This window comes from Kribbella sp. NPDC048837, from assembly GCF_055586945.1.
On record NZ_JBVJHF010000007.1, the window covers coordinates 301983 to 320723 of the forward strand.

At 68.8% G+C, this 18741-nt stretch carries 17 protein-coding genes; 14 read left to right on the top strand and 3 right to left on the bottom strand.

The features are described from left to right. Positions 1 to 37 precede the first annotated feature (37 nt). From ACZ6O0_RS31100 to ACZ6O0_RS31125, 6 genes are all read left to right on the top strand, one after another. Positions 38 to 850, top strand: coding sequence for an inositol monophosphatase family protein (locus ACZ6O0_RS31100; RefSeq protein ID WP_465768571.1), 813 nt, complete (start codon positions 38 to 40; stop codon positions 848 to 850). Continuing rightward, positions 847 to 1797, top strand: a complete 951-nt coding sequence (locus ACZ6O0_RS31105) for a carbohydrate ABC transporter permease (RefSeq protein ID WP_465768572.1) — start codon at positions 847 to 849, stop codon at positions 1795 to 1797. The genes ACZ6O0_RS31100 and ACZ6O0_RS31105 overlap by 4 nt, the downstream gene beginning before the upstream one ends. Then, positions 1794 to 2606: a carbohydrate ABC transporter permease gene (locus tag ACZ6O0_RS31110; protein WP_465768573.1), complete on the top strand. Its 813-nt coding sequence runs from the start codon at positions 1794 to 1796 to the stop codon at positions 2604 to 2606. Before ACZ6O0_RS31105 ends, ACZ6O0_RS31110 begins: the two co-directional genes overlap by 4 nt. After that, positions 2603 to 3937 (top strand): ABC transporter substrate-binding protein, encoded by a 1335-nt coding sequence (locus ACZ6O0_RS31115; RefSeq protein WP_465768574.1) that lies wholly within the window; start codon positions 2603 to 2605, stop codon positions 3935 to 3937. The genes ACZ6O0_RS31110 and ACZ6O0_RS31115 overlap by 4 nt, the downstream gene beginning before the upstream one ends. Next, positions 3934 to 4620 (top strand): glycerophosphodiester phosphodiesterase, encoded by a 687-nt coding sequence (locus ACZ6O0_RS31120; protein WP_465768575.1) that lies wholly within the window; start codon positions 3934 to 3936, stop codon positions 4618 to 4620. The genes ACZ6O0_RS31115 and ACZ6O0_RS31120 overlap by 4 nt, the downstream gene beginning before the upstream one ends. An 87-nt stretch (positions 4621 to 4707) precedes the next feature. Further along, positions 4708 to 5904, top strand: a complete 1197-nt coding sequence (locus ACZ6O0_RS31125; RefSeq protein ID WP_465768576.1) for a Gfo/Idh/MocA family protein — start codon at positions 4708 to 4710, stop codon at positions 5902 to 5904. A gap of 56 nt (positions 5905 to 5960) precedes the next feature. Here the strand turns inward: ACZ6O0_RS31125 and ACZ6O0_RS31130 are convergent, their stop codons facing one another. Further along, entirely contained in the window at positions 5961 to 6341 is a 381-nt protein-coding gene (locus ACZ6O0_RS31130) for a VOC family protein (protein ID WP_465768577.1), read from the bottom strand. 28 nt (positions 6342 to 6369) lie between these two features. Here ACZ6O0_RS31130 and ACZ6O0_RS31135 point away from each other — a divergent pair, with 28 nt between their 5' ends. Further along, entirely contained in the window at positions 6370 to 6714 is a 345-nt protein-coding gene (locus tag ACZ6O0_RS31135; protein ID WP_465768578.1) for a VOC family protein, read from the top strand. Positions 6715 to 6717: 3 nt separating this feature from the next. On the opposite strand, the gene ACZ6O0_RS31140 is transcribed toward ACZ6O0_RS31135, so the two are convergent. Both ACZ6O0_RS31140 and ACZ6O0_RS31145 read right to left on the bottom strand, forming a co-directional pair. Continuing rightward, positions 6718 to 7290 carry a hypothetical protein gene (locus tag ACZ6O0_RS31140; RefSeq protein ID WP_465768579.1) on the bottom strand — a complete coding sequence of 191 codons (573 nt, stop codon included), beginning with the start codon at positions 7288 to 7290 and terminating at the stop codon, positions 6718 to 6720. Between the two features lie 184 nt (positions 7291 to 7474). Beyond that, a complete protein-coding gene (locus ACZ6O0_RS31145; protein WP_465768580.1) occupies positions 7475 to 8233 on the bottom strand; it encodes a GntR family transcriptional regulator in 759 nt (252 codons plus the stop codon). Between the two features lie 36 nt (positions 8234 to 8269). Between ACZ6O0_RS31145 and ACZ6O0_RS31150 the strand changes: the two genes are divergently transcribed. From ACZ6O0_RS31150 to ACZ6O0_RS31180, 7 genes are read left to right on the top strand one after another with little or no spacing between them, the layout of a single operon-like run. Then, on the top strand, positions 8270 to 10984 hold the full coding sequence (locus ACZ6O0_RS31150) for a UxaA family hydrolase (RefSeq protein WP_465768581.1): 2715 nt from the start codon (positions 8270 to 8272) through the stop codon (positions 10982 to 10984). A gap of 11 nt (positions 10985 to 10995) precedes the next feature. Then, positions 10996 to 11889, top strand: a complete 894-nt coding sequence (locus ACZ6O0_RS31155) for a fumarylacetoacetate hydrolase family protein (protein ID WP_465768582.1) — start codon at positions 10996 to 10998, stop codon at positions 11887 to 11889. Next, positions 11886 to 13334 (top strand): aldehyde dehydrogenase (NADP(+)), encoded by a 1449-nt coding sequence (locus ACZ6O0_RS31160; protein WP_465768583.1) that lies wholly within the window; start codon positions 11886 to 11888, stop codon positions 13332 to 13334. Before ACZ6O0_RS31155 ends, ACZ6O0_RS31160 begins: the two co-directional genes overlap by 4 nt. Beyond that, positions 13331 to 15136, top strand: coding sequence for an IlvD/Edd family dehydratase (locus tag ACZ6O0_RS31165; protein WP_465768584.1), 1806 nt, complete (start codon positions 13331 to 13333; stop codon positions 15134 to 15136). The genes ACZ6O0_RS31160 and ACZ6O0_RS31165 overlap by 4 nt, the downstream gene beginning before the upstream one ends. Beyond that, on the top strand, positions 15136 to 16440 hold the full coding sequence (locus ACZ6O0_RS31170; RefSeq protein ID WP_465768585.1) for a nickel pincer cofactor-dependent isomerase, group 22: 1305 nt from the start codon (positions 15136 to 15138) through the stop codon (positions 16438 to 16440). The genes ACZ6O0_RS31165 and ACZ6O0_RS31170 overlap by 1 nt, the downstream gene beginning before the upstream one ends. Further along, complete coding sequence (locus ACZ6O0_RS31175) at positions 16437 to 17303, top strand: hypothetical protein (RefSeq protein WP_465768586.1); 867 nt, start codon at positions 16437 to 16439, stop codon at positions 17301 to 17303. The genes ACZ6O0_RS31170 and ACZ6O0_RS31175 overlap by 4 nt, the downstream gene beginning before the upstream one ends. Continuing rightward, positions 17300 to 18676 (top strand): FAD-binding oxidoreductase, encoded by a 1377-nt coding sequence (locus ACZ6O0_RS31180; RefSeq protein WP_465768587.1) that lies wholly within the window; start codon positions 17300 to 17302, stop codon positions 18674 to 18676. Before ACZ6O0_RS31175 ends, ACZ6O0_RS31180 begins: the two co-directional genes overlap by 4 nt. Positions 18677 to 18741 lie beyond the last annotated feature (65 nt).

Below are 18741 nucleotides of genomic sequence, written 5' to 3' on the forward strand. Positions count from 1 at the left end.
TCTATACCTAACCATCAAACGGTGATAATTTCACCGCGTGCTTAACACTCCGCCCCGCACCGAGCTGCTCGACCTGGCCGTCAGGCTGGCGTTCGCGGCCGGCGAGGAGTTGCTGGCACGGCAACGGAGTCTGTCGATCGATGCCGCCGGTGTCGAGACCAAAACCTCCGCGAGCGATCCCGTGAGCGCGGCCGACCGTGCCTCGGAGAAGCTCATCACCGACGGACTCACGGCGGCCCGGCCCCTCGACGGACTGCTCGGCGAAGAGGGCGCCGCGCGTACCTCGGAGACCGGACTCACCTGGGTGATCGACCCGTTGGACGGCACGGTCAACTACCTCTACGGCCGCCTGGACTGGTGTGTCTCCATCGCGGTGCGGGACGAAGCCGGAGCACTGGCCGGCGTGGTTCACCAACCCCGGACCGGCACCACCTGGACAGCGACCCGTGGCGGTGGTGCTCGCCGCGACGACCTCGTCCTCGGCCCGCCGCGAGAGGTCGAGCTCGCCGGAGCCCTGGTCAGTACGGGCTTCTCCTACTTGTCCGACCGCCGGGCCGAACAGGCTGACCACCTCCGCCGCGTGCTGCCCGCCGTCCGGGATGTACGTCGTGGTGGGTCGGCCGCTCTCGATCTGTGCTCGGTCGCCGACGGTACGGCGGACGCCTACTACGAGCACGTGATCCAGCCGTGGGACATCGCCGCCGGCGCACTCGTCGCGCATGAGGCCGGCGCGGAAGTCGTCAGCGGACCCGGGACCGCCTTCCCGGACGGCGTTCTGGCGGCGGCCCCCACCCTGGCCGCCGCACTTGTCGAATTGCTCTCCCCAACAACCCCGAGGAGGTCGGTGTGACCGCACTGGACCTGCCGGTCCGGACCCATCCGGACGAACGCACACTGACCGCCGGCGTCGACCAGCGCCGGCGTCGTCGGCGGCGCGAGTACGGGCTGTTCGCCCTGCTGGTGGCGCCGAACCTGCTGGTGATCGCCGTCTTCGCGTACTGGCCGATCATCTACAACGCGTTCCTCAGCCTGACCGACTGGAACATGATCGCGGCCCGGCCGACGTTCGTCGGCCTGGCGAACTACGGCCGGACGCTGACCGACCCGGCGTTCCACAAGACCCTGTGGATCACCATCGTGTTCACCGGCCTGATCGTGGCCGGCAGCCTGGTGATCGGGCTGGCGCTCGCGTTCCTGTTCAACCTGCCGCTGAAGGGACGCGGCGCGGTCCGGACGATCGCCTTCGCGCCGCACATCCTGTCCGGTGCCGCGGTCGCGACCATCTGGCTGTTCATCTTCGACCCCGGCTACGGCCTGATGCGGGCGCTGATCGAGCCGTTCGGCGCCGAGCCGCCGGACTGGATGAACAACTCCGACTGGGCGCTGCCCGGACTCGTCATCGTCTACCTGTGGAAGAACGTCGGCTTCGCCGCGCTGATCTACCTGGCCGGTCTGCAGGGCCTGCCGAAGGAGCTCGACGAGGCGGCCGCGATCGACGGTGCCTCGACGTGGACCCGGTTCCGGGCGATCAAGCTCCCGTTGCTTGCCCCGATCACCTTCTTCCTGCTGATCACCACGGTGATCGGCACCTTCCAGGCGTTCGACGTGATCGCGGTGATGACCGGTGGTGGCCCTGGTGATGCCACCACCACGCTGAGCTGGTCGATCTACAACGAAGGCTTCCAGGCGTTCAACGCGGGCCGCGCGGCCACGCTGTCGATCATCATGTTCGTCGTCCTGCTGGTCGTCACGGCGGTGCAGGCCCGGGTGATGGAGAGGCGGGTGCACTACCGATGAAGGTGCGCGCGATCCAGTACGTCGTACTGGCCGGTGTGGCGGCCGTGTTCCTCGGACCGCTGTACTGGCTGCTGTCGACGGCGTTCAAGCAGCCCACCGAGATCTACCAATGGCCGCCGGCGTGGTGGCCGCACTTCACCTGGGAGAACTTCAGCCTGGCCTGGAAGGCCGCGCCGTTCGACCGGTTCTTCCTGAACTCCACGATCATCACCGTGGTGGGGACGGCGCTGAAGGTGATCAACGCCGTGCTGACGGCGTACGCGTTCGCCTACTTGCGGTTCCCGTTCAAGAAGGTGCTGTTCTTCCTCGTGCTCGGCGCGATGATGGTGCCGGGGCACGTGACGCTGCTGCCGAACTACTTGACCGTGGCAACGTTGGGATGGATCAACACCTATGCGGGGCTGATCATCCCGGGCATCGGGTCGGCGTTCGCGACGTTCCTGATGCGGCAGCACTTCCTGACGCTGCCGTCGGAGGTGACGGACGCGGCCGCGGTCGACGGCGCCGGACACCTGCGCACGCTGTGGCGCGTGGTCCTGCCGATGTCGCAGCCGATGCTGATCACCGTCGTCGTGATCACCGCGGTCGAGGAGTGGAACAACTTCGTCTGGCCGCTGATCGTGACCAACACCGCGTCGATGCGGACGCTGCCGGTCGGCCTGCTGATCCTCAAGGACGAAGAAGGTCTGGCCGCGTGGGGCACCATCATGGCCGGCACGCTGCTCGTGCTCGCGCCGATGCTGCTGATCTTCCTGATCGCCCAGCGCTACATCGTCGGCGGCATCACCCAGGGAGCTCTGAAGGGATGACGATGCCCGTGATCATGCGCCGCAGGATGTTCCTGGGACTGACGGCCGGCGTGACGCTGGCGGGCTGCGGCTATCGCTCGGTCGACGCGGTCTACTCCCAGCCGGCCGGGACGGTGCCGAAGCAGTACGCGAACCGGGTGCGGGTGGTGTTCTGGTCGCCGTACGGCGGGGTGAACGGCAAGGCGGTCGACAAGCTCGTTGCCAAGTTCAACGATTCCCAGCAGGACGTGTACGTCGAGGTGCAGTTCCAGGGCAGCTACGACGACGTGGCCCAGAAGGTCGCGGCCGCGCTGATCGCCAAGCAGGCGCCGGATCTCGCCGTACTCTCCGACGTCACCTGGGAGCGGTTCTTCCTGAACGAGGCGCTCGAGCCGCTGAACGACTACTTCGACGACGGCTTCGGCCCGGGCGTCTACCAGGAGAAGCTGTTCGGCGAGTACGTCGTGAAGGGGCGGAGCTGGGCGGTGCCGTTCGCCCGGAGTACGCCGATCATGTACTACAACCGGGACGCGTTCGCGAAGGCCGGCCTGCCGGACCGCGCGCCGCGGACCTGGAGCGAGCTGCAGTCCTGGGCGCCCGAGTTGGCCAAGGTGCAGTCCGGTGGGCGTTCGCTGCGGACGATCGCGTTCGCGAAGGTCGACGGCGACTGGCAGTTCCAGGGCAACGTGTGGCAGTTCGGCGGCGCGTACTCTCGCGGCCTCGAGGTCACGATCGACGAGGCCGGTGCGGTCGCGGCCGGTGAGTGGCAGCGGTCGATGGTGCACGATCTCGGGGCGGCGTACATGGCCAGCAGCCCGAGCACGGACTTCGCCAACGGGCTGGTCGGCGTGATCCAGGAGTCGACCGGTGGCATGAAGACGATCACCGGCAAGGCGAAGTTCAAGGTCGGCGCCGGGTTCATCCCGTCCGAGGTGGCGTCCGGGCTCGCGACCGGGGGCGGCGGGATCGGCATGCTGCGGAACATCTCCGACGAGCGCAAGCAGGCCGCCGCGGCGTTCCTCTCGTTCCTCGCCCGGCCGGAGAACTCGGCCTGGTGGACGACGCAGACCGGCTACCTGCCGGTGGTGAACGCGGCCCGCGAAGATCCCGAACTGAAGAAGCTGATCGCCGAACAGCCGAACTACGGGGTCGCGATCGCGCAACTCGCCAACGCCCGCCAGCAGGACGCGATCCGGCTCTACGGCCGCAACGCGAACGTCGTCATCTACACCGGCCTGCAGCAGATCTACGCCGACAACGCCGCACCGAAGAAGGTCTTCGCCTCGGTCGCCGGCCGGCTCGAAGCCATCGGCGCCGAGGTCAAACGACTCTACGAAGAGAAAGTGCTGTGATCATCACCGGCCACCGGGGCGCACTCGGGACCGAACCGGAGAACACGTTGCGATCCTTCCGGCGCGCGGTCGCCGACGGGTGCGACGAGATCGAGCTCGACCTCCGGGTCACCGCCGACGGCGAACTGGTGATCATGCACGACGCGACCGTCGACCGGACCACGTCGGGGTCCGGCGAGGTCGCGGCACTCTCGTACGACGAGGTCCGCGCCCTCGACGCCGGCCTCGGCGAGGCCGTCCCGACCTGGGCCGAAACGGTCGCCGCGATCGGCATCCGCTTCCAGGCCGAGGTGAAGGCGCCCGACGCCGTACCCCTCCTCGCCCAGTCCCTGAAGTCCGACCGTGCCCTCGCGGAGCGGACGCTGGTCACGTCGTTCCACCCGGAGATCCTGCTGGCCGTCCGCGAGGCGTTCCCGGAGGTGTCCACGGGCCGCATCTTCGGTCGCACTCCGGCGATCGCCGACCTCCTCGCCCTCACCCGTGAGGCCCAAGCTGGTTGGGCCCTGTGCGGCATCGCGGGCCTGACCCCCGAGGGCGTCGCCGAACTCCAGTCCGCCGGCCTGGCCGTCACCGCCTGGCCCGTCCCGGACCCCGACACCCTGACCCAAGCCACCGCCCTGGGCGTCGACGGCATCACCACCGACAACCCCCACCTCCTGACCCGCTCGAGCCGCTCCTCCTGACCCACAGCCGGTAGTGGTCTTTGCCACACGTTCCAACGTCTGAATTTGTTCTTCCGTAGAAGATAAATGTGTGATTGCCTAGTCCGCATGGGAATCAGCATCGGTGTGGTCGGCGCCGGCCAGTTCGCTCCTTCGTTCCTGCGGCTGTGGTCCGCGCACCCGGACGTGTCCGACGTGCGGCTGACCGACGTACTGCCCGAACGGACCGCCGAGATGGCGGCCAAGCAGGGCATCAAGGTCACCCACGCGTCGTTCGAGGAGATGCTCGAGTCGGACCTGGACGCGGTCGCGATCTTCACCCAGCGGTGGCTGCACGGCGAGATGGCGATCCGCGCGCTCGAGGCCGGCAAGCACGTGTACTCGACCGTCCCGATGGCGATCGAGGCGGACCAGATCGCCCGCATCATCGAGCTGGTCAAGGAGACCGGCCTGACCTACATGATGGGCGAGACCAGCTTCTACTACCCGTCCTCGGTGTACTGCCGGCAGAAGCTCGCCGCCGGTGAGTTCGGCCGGGTGTTCTACTGCGAGGGCGACTACGTCCACGACATGGACCTCGGATTCTACGCCGCGTACCAGTACAGCGGCGGCGAGGACTGGAAGAAGACCGCGTCCTTCCCGCCCATGCTCTACCCGACGCATGCTGTGGGCAACGTTCTCTCGGTGACCGGGCAGCACGCCACGCACGTGTCCTGCATCGGCGTGAAGGACGACCGCGGCGACGGGGTGTTCGACCAGGACGTCAGCCAGTTCGGCAACGACTTCAGCAACGCGACCGCCCTGTTCAAGCTCGCCGACGGCGGCGTGATGCGTACGAACGAGATGCGCCGCGTCGGCTACCCGTCGCACATCCGCGAGTCCCGGCTCCGCGTGTTCGGCACCGAGGGCAGCTTCGAGCAGCTCGCCACCACCACGCTCTGGCAGACCAAGGAAGGCGTCGAGGACGTCAGCCACCTGATGGAGACCAAGCCGAGCAGCGACCTGGACGACGCCGACCTCGCGAACGTCGACCCGGCCCTGCGCGACGCGTTCCGCTCCGGCCTCTCACCGGTCCACGACCGCACCCGCCTCCCCGCCGAGTTCGACGGCCTCCACAACGGCCACGAAGGCTCCCACCACTTCCTCGCCGACGACTTCGTCCGCGCGGTCGCCGACAAGACCCTCCCCCCGATCAACGCCTGGGTCTCCGCCCGCTACACCCTCCCCGGCATCTACGCCCACAAGTCCGCGCAACAGGGCGGCGTACAACTGGAGATCCCCGACCACGGAGACGCGCCGGCCTAGCATCGCTGTGCGGAACATCGCTGCCACCAGGTGACGATTTCTTTCCGCAAACCGAGCTAGAGGTAGTTGCTGAGCTCGATCAGGTTCTGGTCGGGGTCACGTAGGTAGACGCTGAGGATCGGCCCGGTCGCGCCAGTACGCTCGACCGGGCCTTCCTCGATCTCCACCCCGGCCGCGATCAACTCGGACCGCACCTGCTCGATCGGCTCGTCGACGATGAAACACAGGTCCGCGGTCCCCGGCCCCGGCCGCGCCGCCTTCGGTTCGAACTCGTGCCCGGCCTGGTGCAGGTTGATCTTGCTCGTCCCGAACGTGAGTGCCCGCCGGCCACCCTTGAACGTGACCGCCTCCATCCCCAGCACCCGCTGGTAGAAGCCGGTCGTCGCCTCGAGGTCCGCGACGGTGAGCACCAGATGGTCGAGCCGATTCACCTTCATGGTCCCCAGGCTATTTGTACGATCGAGCATGGCTCTCGATCTGTTCGCCGGAATCTCCGTCAGTGACTACGACGTCGCGGTTGCCTGGTACGAGAAGCTGCTGGGGGCGGAGCCTAGCTTCTTGCCTAACGACGTCGAGGCGGTCTGGGAGCTTGGTGAGCACCAGTTTCTCTACATCGAGGTGGTGCCTGAGCATGCCGGTCATGCTCAGCACACGTTGTTCGTCGAGGATTTCGAGGGTGTGATCCGGGCGATCGCCGAGCGGGGGATCGAGCCGGCGGTGCGGGAGACGTACGAGAACGGCGTACGGCATGTCACCTACTACGACCCGGACGGCAACGAGGTCTCGTACGGCGGCGCCCCGGTGGAGTGACGCCTAGGGTTCGTGGTCCGCGCGGTAGCGGAAGAGGTCGGGGAGGAAGTTCTCCAGGTTGCCGATCTCCTCGACGTGGTGGCGGGTCCAGGCGGCGAGCTTCGGCGCCGGGAACGCCTGGTCGTGGGCGATCCGGTTGAGGAACAAGGTCGCCAGCGGAGTGGTGTCGCCGACGGTCAACCGGGTCGTGTAGCGGGAGCCGCCGCGGGTGGGGGCGAACTCGTTCTCCAGCCGCACGATCGAGCTGCCGAGCATGCGCTTGGTGATGATCGCCGCCTGGCTGTCGACCGTCTCGACCGTGACGCGCAGGTCCATCAGTTTGCCGGGATCACGCCCGAGCGCCTCGGTGAGATGCAGCCGCGAACCCGGGCCGACGACCTTGCCGGGGCTGGTCAGCTCATAGGAGATGTGGTCCAGCGGGTGCCAGACGAGATACCGCGGCCACGTCTTACCGGCGTACTGCATCGTCCCGGGGATGTGCCCGTACCACCAGGCCAGCATCTCCGGCGTGACCTGCTCGAGGGGCGCGTGGGTGATCGTGACGATGGTTCGGCGGTCGTCCGATGTCGTCGTCACTGCGGCGGATTCCAGCGGTCGCAACGGCCAGAGGACCGGACGTGCGGCGGGCAGCTCCGGTGCCTTCATTCCGAAGCCGGTGCCCGAACCCCACCTCGGCAAACGGTCACCTACGTACGGCGATCGCGTCCAGCTCGTCCCACTCCAACACCCGCACCGAAACCATCGCCCGCCCCTCGGCGGGTCACTCGTAGATTCGGCGGAGGCGGAGGGTCATGGAGTTCTCGATGTGGCGGGTCATGGCGGACTCGGCGGCGGCGGGGTCGCCGGAGGCGATGGCCTCGACCAGGGTGCGGTGTTCGGTGAGGACCTCGGGGCCGATGTCGCGGTCGTAGTGCAGGCGGAAGATGTGCAGGTGGCAGTGCGTACGCTCGAAGGCCGAGCGGACCTGTTCGCTGCCGGAGAGCGCCGCGATCAGCAGGTGGAAGCGGTTGTCGTGGACCGTGAGTGACTTGTAGCCGGCGTAGTCGACCGAGGTCGGCTCGACCGCGGTCGCCAGCTCGGCCCGCAGCCGGTCGCGGCCGTGGTCGTCGATGAGCTCGGCCGCCCGCCGGGCCGCCCAGGGCTCGAGCAGCAGCCGGAACCGGTACAGATCGTCGAACTCCTCGAGCGAGAGGAGCGGCGTCGCCCGGTAACCCTTCAGCGGCTCCTTGACCGCCAGCCCTTCTGACTCGAGCCGTGCCAGGGCCTCCCGCACCGGGGTCGACGAGACCTGGAACTCGCGCGCCAGCCCGTCGATCGAGATCCGCGCGCCCGGCCGGATGACGTGGTCCATCAGCATCGTCTTGATCGCCTCGTACACGTCGTCGGCGAGCATCTGCCGCCGGAGCAGCCGCCGGTCCTGCGGCTCCACGATGTCCGTCATCGGTCCTCTCCGGATCCTGGTCGCGGCCTTGACCCAGCCGGTGGTGTTCGGCAGGGTGGCACTGTAATCATGCATCATGCACGATTCGTGGTTCGAGAACCAGAGAGGCGACACATGCTGAGGTTCGACGAGGTCGGCGTACTGCCCGAGCCCGAGGACAACGCCGCCATCTGTTCCCGCGCTCTGGAGGCGGGGACGGCGATCGACCTCGACGGCACCGTGATCACGCTGCCGCACACCATCCTCGAGGGCCACCGCTTCATCGTCCGCCCGGTCGCGCGCGGCGAAGCGATCACCTCCTGGAACACCCCGTTCGCCCGAGCGTCCCGTGACCTGGTCCCCGGCGACTACGTCTGTACGCCGACCAGTCTCGCGGCCGTCAGCGCCCGTGGAGTGGAGGGACTCCCGGCCGAGCCGTCGGCCACCAACGAGCCCCTCGACCCGTACGAGCTCGACGAGGCCGGACTGAATTTCGGCCGGCAGGTCACCAGCGTCGAGCAACCCGGCACCTTCCTCGGCTACCCCCGCGAGCAGGGCGCGGCCGGCACCCGCAACCACGTGGTTCTGCTGGCGACCAGCTCCCGCAGCAGCGGCTTCGTCACCGAGCTCGCCCGCCGGTTCGACGGCGCGGCCGCCGGCGACGGCGTCGTACCGGTGGCGCACACCGAGGGCGGCGAGGACGAGGTCCCGAACAATCTGCACTTCCTGCTCGCCACGCTGGGCGGCTTCACGCTGAACCCGAACGTCGGCGCCGTCCTGATCGTCGACACCGAGGACGACGTGGTCTCCGGCCAGGCGATCAAGGAGTTCATGGCCGAGCACGACTACCCGTCGATCAAGGTGCCGCACGCGTACTTCACCCGGAAGGCCGGGTTCGAGCACGACCTCACCGAGGCCGGCGCGCTGGTCGAGCCCTGGCTGCCGATTGTCGACAATCAAACACGCACAGAGGTCCCGCTCGCGGATCTGAAGATCGCCCTGCAGTGTGGCGGCTCGGACGCGTTCTCCGGGATCTCGGCCAACCCGCTGGCCGGCCAGGTCAGTGCCGAGCTGATCCGCCACGGCGGCACCGCCGTACTCGCGGAGACCGACGAGCTGATCGGCGCCGAGCCGTACGTCCTGAAGAACGTCCGCGACCTGGCGACCGCGCAACGCTTCCTCGCCACCATCAAGTCGTTCAAGGAACGCGTCGGCTGGCACGGCCACACCGCCGAGGGGAACCCGTCCGGCGGCAACGTCTACCGCGGTCTCTACAACATCGTCCTGAAGTCGATCGGCGCCGCCCGCAAGTTGCCGCGCGAGGTCAGGCTGGACCACGTGATCGACTACGGCGAACCGCTGCCCGGCAGCGGCTACATCTTCATGGACAGCCCCGGCAACGACCTCGAGTCCGTCGCCGGCCAGATCGGCAGCGGCTGCAACCTGATCTTCTTCACCACCGGGAACGGCTCGATCACGAACTTCCCGTTCGTCCCGACCCTCAAGTTCGTCACCACCAGCGCCCGGTACGAGCGGCTGCACGCGGAGATGGACGTGGACGCGGGCAAGTACCTCACCGGTACGCCGATGGCCGACCTGACCGCGGAGACCTTCGACCTGACCGTCCGGGTCGCGTCCGGCGAACCGAGCGCGGGGGAGCGGGCCGGCCACAGCCAGGTGTCGATCTGGCGGAACTGGAAGCAGCGCGGTCCGGTCGAGGGCATCTCGATCACCACGGACGGCCGGATGAGCCGCAAGCTGACCGATCTGCCGGCGGACCTGCGCGACGCCCCACTCGACGGCCGTCCGCTGCCAGGACTCACCACCGACAGCCGGACGTCGGCGCGGCTGCTGCAGGTCGACGACCGTCTGCTCCCCGAGGCGGTCGGCCTGATTCTGCCGACCAGCCTGTGCTCGGGACAGATCGCCTTGCGGCTGGCAGCCCAAGCGGAGTTGGAGAAATGGGCCGGTGACGCGGTCACGCGGATGGTCGCGCTCCCGCACACCGAGGGTTGCGGCAGCAGCGGTGGTGCGTCCGAGGAGACGTTCGCCCGGATCATGCTCGGCTACCTCCTGCATCCGAACACGCGGATGGCGCTGCTGCTCGAGCACGGCTGCGAGAAGACCCACAACGACTACTTCCGCTCGCGTCTGGTCGAGGCCGGCGCGGATCCGTCCCGCTTTGGCTGGGCGAGCATCCAGGCCGACGGCGGTCTCGACGCTGTCGGCGCCAAGGTCAAGGACTGGTTCAACAGCTTCGATCTGGCCAAGCCGGTCGAGCAGAGCGGAGACCTCGGCGCCCTCACGGTCGGTCTCGAAGCACGCGGTACGTTGACTGCTGCGACCGCCGAGGCGCTGGCGCTGATCGGCCGGGAGATCGTGGGCTCCGGCGGTTCCGTCGTACTGTCGTCGCGCGGTGCGCTGCTCGCCGACGACCAGTTCCGGCAGGCTGCGTTCGGGTCCAGGGATCCCGTGGAATCGACCATCGCGCACGGGCAGCGGCTCGCGGCACCGGGATGGCACGTGATGCGGATGCCCGGTACCGATTGGATGGAGACCGCGACCGGCTTCGGTGCGTCCGGGGTCCAGCAGGTACTCGCGCATGTCGCCGGCGGCACGTTGTCCGCGCAGCGGTTCGTCCCGGTCGTCGAGTTCAGCAACGACGCGGCGACAGTCGCGAAGTACGGCGACGACCTCGACGCCGTGGCCACCGGGAGCGCGGCCGAACAGGCCCGGATCGGGCTGGACACGATCGCGGCCGTCGCGAGCCGGCAGCTCGTCCCGAAGGCAGTCGCCTCCGGCAACATCGGCTTCCAGATCACCCGCGGTCTCCTCGGCACCTCGATGTGAAAGGTTCCCCCATGCACCTGGTCCGATATCTGTCCCCGGTGGACGGCCGGCCCGCGCCCGGTGTCCGTACCGGAGACACGGTGGCGCCGCTCGAAGGCGTCAACAGCTTCGCTGAGCTGTTGAGGCTCCCGCTGTCAGAGCTGCAGACCGCCGTGGCGAAGACCGCGGAGGCGCTCCCGGTCGCGGGACTGAAGTTCCTGCCGCCGCTCGACGGGCGGGGCGAGGTCTGGTGCTCCGGCGTCACGTACGAGCGCTCTCGTGGCGCTCGGATGGAGGAGAGCACCGAGCAGTCCGTGTACGACAAGGTCTACACGGCGGACCGGCCCGAGCTGTTCCAGAAGGCCCCGGCCTGGCGGGTGGTGACCGACGGCGAGCCGGTGGGGATCCGGGTCGACTCGGGTCACGACGTACCCGAGCCGGAGCTCGCGGTGGTGGCCAACAGTCACGGCGAGATCGTCGGCTTCACGGTCTGCAACGACATGAGCTCGCGCTCGATCGAGGGCGTGAACCCGCTGTACGTGCCGCAGGCCAAACTGTTCGCGGGCGGCTGCGCCTTGGCCACCGGCATCCGTCCGGTCTGGGAGGTCGAGAACCCGAAGGACCTCGAGATCGGCCTGGTCATCGAGCGCGCGGGCGACGAGGTGTTCGCGGAGACGACGTCGACCGCGAAGCTGGTGCGCGAGCTGCAGGACCTGATCGACGTGCTGTTCCTGCCGAACGACTTCCCGGACGGCGTGATCCTGGCGACCGGCACCGGGATCGTGCCCGAGCTGGACTTCGCGCTGGCCGAGGGTGACGTCATCACGATCACGATCGCCGAGGTCGGCACGCTGACGAATACGGTGGCCACCGGCCGGGAACCCTTCGCGTTCCTGGCAACCGAGAATCTGGAGGAGACGCGATGACCGACACCACGCCCGCCGAGCTCGAGCAGGCGCTCGCGGCCGCGGCGGCCGCCGCACCGGCGCTGGGTGCCGCGGAGCCCGCCGTCCGGGCCAGGTGGATTCGTGCGGTCGCCGACGCGCTGGACGCGGCCGCGGACGAGCTGGTGCCGATCGCGATCCGGGAGTCGTCGCTGCCGGAGCCGCGGCTGCGGGGTGAGGTCGCGCGGAGTACCGGGCAGCTGCGGATGTTCGCGGACGTGCTCGACGACGGCTCGCTGCTCGACGTCGTCATCGACACGGCCGACGCGCAGGCCAAGCCGGTGCCGCGGCCGGACCTGCGGCGCGTCCTGGTGCCGCTCGGGCCGGTGCTGGTGTTTGCCGCGAGCAACTTCCCGTTCGCGTTCAGCGTCTGCGGTGGCGACACCGCGTCCGCGCTGGCGGCCGGGTGCCCGGTGATCGTCAAGGCCCACCCGGGCCACCCCTCGTTGTCGGCGAGGACGGCTGAAGTCATGATCGAAGCGCTGCGCGTCGCCGGTGCACCGGATGGCACGTTGGGTCTGATCCAGGGCTTCGACGTCGGTGTCACCGCGCTGAAGGACCCGCGGATCACCGCGGCCGGCTTCACCGGTTCGGTCCCGGCCGGCAAGGCACTGCACGAGATCGCGGTCACCCGGCCCGAGCCGATCCCGTTCTACGGCGAGCTCGGCAGCCTGAACCCGGTCTTCGTCACCGAGGCCGCGATCGATGCCCGCGGCAAGGACATTGCCACCGGGTACGTCGGTTCCTTCACGCTCGGCGTCGGCCAGTTCTGCACCAAGCCCGGCCTGCTCTTCCTCCCGGCCGGCCACGGCCTGCAGGAGCAGCTGAGTCAGGCGACCGCCGGCGTCGCCGAGGCGCCGATGCTGAACGACCGGATCAAGGACGGCTTCAGCTCCGGCCTCGACCGGCTGCAGAAGGTCGAAGGCGTGCGGGTCTGGGCGTCCGGCGGCGCCACCCTGCTCCAGACCACAGTGCGTGAACTGCTCGCCCGCCGCGACGAGATCCTGGAGGAGTGCTTCGGCCCCGTCTCGATCGTCGTGGAATACCACGGCGTGGAGGAACTGAAGCTGGCTGTCGAAGCCTTCGAGGGGAACCTCACCGCGACACTCCACGCTGAAGACACGGACGCCGAGTTGGCCAGTGAGCTGCTGCCGTTGTTGACGGCCCGTGCTGGGCGCGTGCTCTGGAACGGCTGGCCGACCGGGGTCGCGGTCTCGTGGGCTCAGCACCACGGTGGCCCGTTCCCGTCGACCGTCGGCTCGATCCACACCAGCGTCGGAGTGACCGCGGCCCGCCGCTTCCAGCGGCCCGTCGTGTACCAGGACGCTCCCGATGCGGTGCTCCCCGTCGTACTGAAGGACTCGAACCCCGCCGGCATCAGCCGCCGGGTCAACGGGACCGTGACCACAGGTGAGGTGTCTCGATGACTGACGAACCGACTCCCGAGAAGACCGGGACGCTGGACGAACCGGGGCGGCCCGACGCGCCGATCGGGCGGCGGAGTTTCGATCACTGGTTCGGTGAGAAGGACCGGAACGGGTTCATCCACCGGTCGTGGATGCGGGCCCAGGGCTTCTCGGAGGAGGTGTTCGACGGGCGTCCGGTGATCGGCATCTGCAACACCTGGTCCGAGCTCACCCCGTGCAACGCGCACCTGCGCCGGCTCGCCGACTCGGTCAAGCGCGGCGTCTGGCAGGCCGGCGGTTTCCCGCTGGAGTTCCCGGTGATGTCGCTCGGCGAGACCATGCTCCGGCCGACCGCGATGCTGTTCCGCAACCTGCTCAGCATGGACGTCGAGGAGTCGCTGCGCGGGAACCCGATCGACGGCGCGATCCTGCTGACCGGCTGCGACAAGACCACCCCCGGCTCGATCATGGGCGCCGCGAGCGTCGACCTGCCCACCTTGGTCGTCACCGGCGGTCCCATGTTGAACGGTAAATTCCGCGGCTGCGACATCGGCTCGGGCACGGCGGTCTGGCGGTTCACGCAGGACCGCAACGCCGGCCGGATGTCGGAGGAGGACTACGCGGCGGCCGAGTCCGGGATGTCCCGCAGCAACGGTCACTGCATGACCATGGGTACGGCGTCCACGATGGCCTGCATGGCCGAGGCGCTGGGCCTGCAGCTGACCGGTTCGGCGGCGATCCCGGCCGTCGACTCGCGGCGGTACTCGATCGCGCAGCAGGCCGGCCAGCGGATCGTCAAGATGGTCGAGGAGGACCTGAAGCCGAGCGACATCCTGACCCGCGACGCGTTCGCGAACGCGGTCCGGGCGAACGCGGCGATCGGCGGCTCGACCAACGCGGTCATCCACCTGCTCGCGATCGCCGGCCGGGTCGGTGTCGACCTCACGTTGGACGACATGGACGAGTGGGCGCGGGGCGTGCCGTGGCTGGTGGACCTGCAGCCGTCGGGCAAGTACCTGATGGAGGACTTCTACTACGCCGGTGGTCTGCCCGCGGTGATGCGGGAGATCCTGCCGTTGCTCAAGGCCGACGCGATCACCGTGACCGGCAAGACCATGGGCGAGAACGTCGCCAAGGCCGAGCGGACCGACTGGAGCGGTCAGGAGGGTCAGCCGGCGACCGCCGTGATCCGTCCGGTCAGCGACCCGCTGGGCAGCGGCGCGGGGACCGCCGTACTGAAGGGGAACCTGGCGCCGGACGGTGCCGTCATCAAGCAGTCGGCGGCGTCCGAGCGGTTGTTGCAGCACCGCGGCAAGGCGCTGGTGTTCAGCAGCATCGAGGAGTACGACAAGGCGGTCGACGACCCGGACCTCGATGTCAACGAGGACACCGTGCTCGTGCTGCAGAACTCAGGCCCGCGCGGCTACCCGGGTATGCCGGAGGTCGGCAACATGACGATCCCGCGCAAGCTCGCCGAGATCGGCGTCGACGACATGGTGCGGATCTCGGACGCGCGGATGAGCGGTACGGCGTACGGCACCGTCGTACTGCATGTCACGCCGGAAGCCGCGGTGGGTGGGCCGTTGGCGCTCGTACGGACTGGTGACTGGATCGAGCTCGACGTACCGGCTCGGTCGCTGCACCTGGACGTGCCCGAGGAGGAGCTGGAGAAGCGACGCGCGGATTGGCAGCCGCCGGCACCACCGACGGACCGAGGCTGGGCGCGCCTGTACGTCGACCACGTCACGCAGGCCAACCAGGGTTGCGACCTCGACTTCCTGATCGGCCGCACAGGTTCAGCTGTCGCGCGTCAGAGCCACTGATGACCTGGGGACCTTTCGACGCCGTCCGCGGATTGCGGCCCGCCGGGACGCTTCCGCAGGTCACGCCGATCCGGCGGATCCTCTCGGATCTGCCGGTCTCGGCCGACCCGTACGCCGACGCGTTGGCTGCTCTGGAACCCCTGCGTGCCCGGATCCTCCCCGGCGCGCGGATCGCGGTGACCGCGGGCAGCCGCGGCATCCACGACCTGGTGCCCGTGGTCCGAGCCGCGGTGGACTGGCTGGCATCAGTGGGCGCCGCGCCGTTCGTGATTCCCGCCATGGGATCGCACGGCGGCGCGACCGCTGACGGCCAGCGCGAAATGCTGGCCGGCCTCGGCATCACTCCGGAGTCCGTCGGCTGCCCGATCGAGGCGACCATGGAGACGGTCCTCGTCGGCACCCTGCCCGACGGCACCGAGGTCCACCACGACGCGATCGCCGCCAAGGCCGACGGCGTACTCCTGGTGAACCGGGTCAAGCCACACACCGACTTCCACGGCCCGATCGAGAGCGGCGTCGCCAAGGTCCTCGCGATCGGCCTCGGCAACCACGTCGGCGCCGCCTCGCTGCACGCCGGCGGCATCCCGTCGCTCGGCGCCAACATCGAGGCCGCCGCTCGCATGGTCGTTGCGCAGGGCAAGATCCTGGGCGGTCTCGCGATCCTGGAGAACTCCCACGAGCAGACGGCTTCGGTCGAGCTGCTCGAGGCCGAAGGGATCGCCGGATCAGCGGAGAACGCCTTGCTGCAAAGGGCTTCCGGCATGCTCGGGCGACTGCCGTTCGACGAGCTGGACGTGCTGGTCGTAGACGAGATGGGCAAGGACAAGTCCGGGGCCGGGATGGACACGAACGTCATCGGCCGGTGCTGGGTGCACGGGATCCCGGAGTTCGAGTCGCCCTCGATCGCGGCGATCAGCGTGCACTCGCTGTCGCCGGCCTCGCACGGGAACGCGTCCGGTCTCGGCCTGGCCGACGTCATCCCGGCCCGGCTGCTCGAGCAGATCGACCTGCGGGTGAGCTACGTGAACGCGCTGACCTCGGGTGCCGGCGGAGCGCGGCGCTCCCGGTTGCCGATGGTCATGGAGGACGACGAGGCCGCCGTACTCGCCGCCGCGACGATGTGCGGCCGGCGGCACTGGTCCGAGCTGCGGCTGGCCCGGATCAAGGACACGCTTTCCCCGAACGAGTTGATGGTGACGCCGGCCCTGCTGACCGAGGCGAGTGACCGATTCGACCTGGAGATCACCGGTACGGCGCGGGACCTGACGTCGGCCGGACGGCTCGGACCCTGGAGTGAGAGATGAACCTTCGCGAGGCGCACGCGCTGCTGGCAGATCGTGGTTTCCGCCCGGGGGAGACGTCCACGCGGACGTTCCCGGACGGCTCGCCGTACAAGGTGGAGATCCCGTCCTGTGAAGGGCCGCGGGTGATGACCGCGGTGCTGGAGGAGGCGAAGACCCGCGGTGTCACCATCGACCGGGTCTCGCAGGGCAGCGGCGTGATGATGCTGACCGACGGCGAGATCGAGGAGATGCTCTCGCTCGGTGCCGCTTCCGGTGTCGAGGTCTGCCTGTTCCTCGGTCCGCGCGGCGCGTGGGACATCGGTGGGCAGGCGAAGGTGTCGGCCGCGGTCGGTGGCGTTGCTCGGGGCAATGAGATGGTTGCCGCGTCGCTGTGTGACGCGTACCGCGCGGTGGAGCTCGGTGTCCGAAGCCTGCTGGTGGGAGACATCGGCGTTCTGGAGATCCTGGGCGCGTTGAAGGTGGAAGGAGAGCTGCCGGCTGATCTGGTGCTGAAGACGTCGGTGCTGATGCCGTTGCCGAACGCACCGACCGCCAGGTTGTACGAGCGGTTGGGTGCGACGAGCCTGAACGTGTCGACGGACCTGCCGGTGCCGGTGCTCGCGGAGATCCGGTCGGTGACGACCGTACCGATCGACATGTACATCGAGGTGCCGGACGACCAGGGCGGGCACGTGCGGTTCTACGACGTACCGGAGGTCGTCCGGGTCGCGGCGCCGGTGTACCTGAAGATGGGTCTGCGGAACGCGCCGAACATCTACCCGGTCGGCGCGCACCTGTCCGGGACTGCGGAAGCCCTCGGACGGGAGCGGGTCCGGCGGGCCGAGCTGATCCTCCGGCTGCTGTCCGAACAGGACGAGGGATGACCTCTGATCCGCTGGTCGCGCGGCTGCGGTCGGCGTTGGGCGACGCAGCGGTCGTCGACGATCCCGACGTACTGGACAGCCATCGCAACGACCATGCGACCTTCTGCACGGCCGGAGTTCCCAGAGTGTTGGTGCGCCCTGCGTCGACTTCGGAAGTGTCGGAGGTCCTGCGGGCAGCCGGTGCGTTCGGGGTTCCTGTCGTCACACAGGGGGCCCGCACAGGTCTCTCAGGTGCGGCCAACGCCATCGACGGGTGTCTGCTGCTGTCGACCTCGCGTCTCGATCGGATCCTCGAGGTCTCTGTCGAGGACCAGGTCGCCGTCGTCCAGCCGGGTGTGGTGAACGCGGATCTTTCGAGAGCTGTTCTGGAGAAGGACCTCTTCTACCCGCCGGATCCGTCGTCGTGGGAAATGTCCACGGTGGGTGGGAACATCGCGACCAACGCGGGTGGACTGTGCTGTGTGAAGTACGGCGTGACGTCGGACTTCGTCCGTGGACTGGAGGTGGTGCTGGCGTCGGGCGAGGTCGTCCGTACCGGCCGGCGGTCGGCGAAGGGCGTCGCGGGCTATGACCTGACCCGGTTGATCGTGGGATCCGAGGGCACGTTGGGCGTGGTCACCGAGGCGACGCTCGCGCTGCGGCCCGCGCCCGAGGCGGCGCTGACCGCGGCGGCTACCTTCCTGTCCATCGAGGATGGGATCGCTGCCGCGGCCGCGGTCATGGCCTCCGGCTTGCGTCCGTCGCTGCTCGAGTTCCTGGATCGTCCGACCCTGCATGCCATCCAGAACTACCGCGACATGGGACTCCCCGAGGATGTCGGATCGATGCTGATCGCGCAGTCCGACCGCGGTCCGCGCGCCGCCGAGGACGTGGCCCGGATCGCCGCGATCTGTACCGACCACGGTGCCATCGACGTCGCGGAGGCGTCCGACGCCGAGGAGTCGCGGATGCTGCTCGAGGCGCGCCGGCTGGTGAACTCCGCCCTCGAGCCGCTCGGGGTGACGCTGATCGACGACGTCGCCGTACCGCGGTCGAAGCTGGTCGCGTTGCTGCGGGGGATCGCGGAGATCGGCACGAAGTACGACGTACTGATCTGTTGCCCTGGGCATGTAGGCGACGGGAACATGCATCCGACCGTGGTCTTCGACCGGAACGACGCGGCCGCTGAGGTGCGGGCGCTGGAGGCTTTCGGCGCGGTGATGGAGCTCGGGTTGTCGTTGGGCGGCACGATCACCGGCGAGCACGGCATCGGCACGCTCAAGGCTCGCTGGCTGGAGACCGAGCTCGGGCCGGTCGGTCTCGAGCTGCACCGGCGGATCAAGCAGGCCTTCGATCCGGACAATCTGCTGAACCCCGGGAAGGTGCTTGTTTGATGGTGCTCCATGGCCTGGATGAGCTGCGGCAGAAGGCTTCGGCGGTGCGGCCGTCGGCGCGGCAG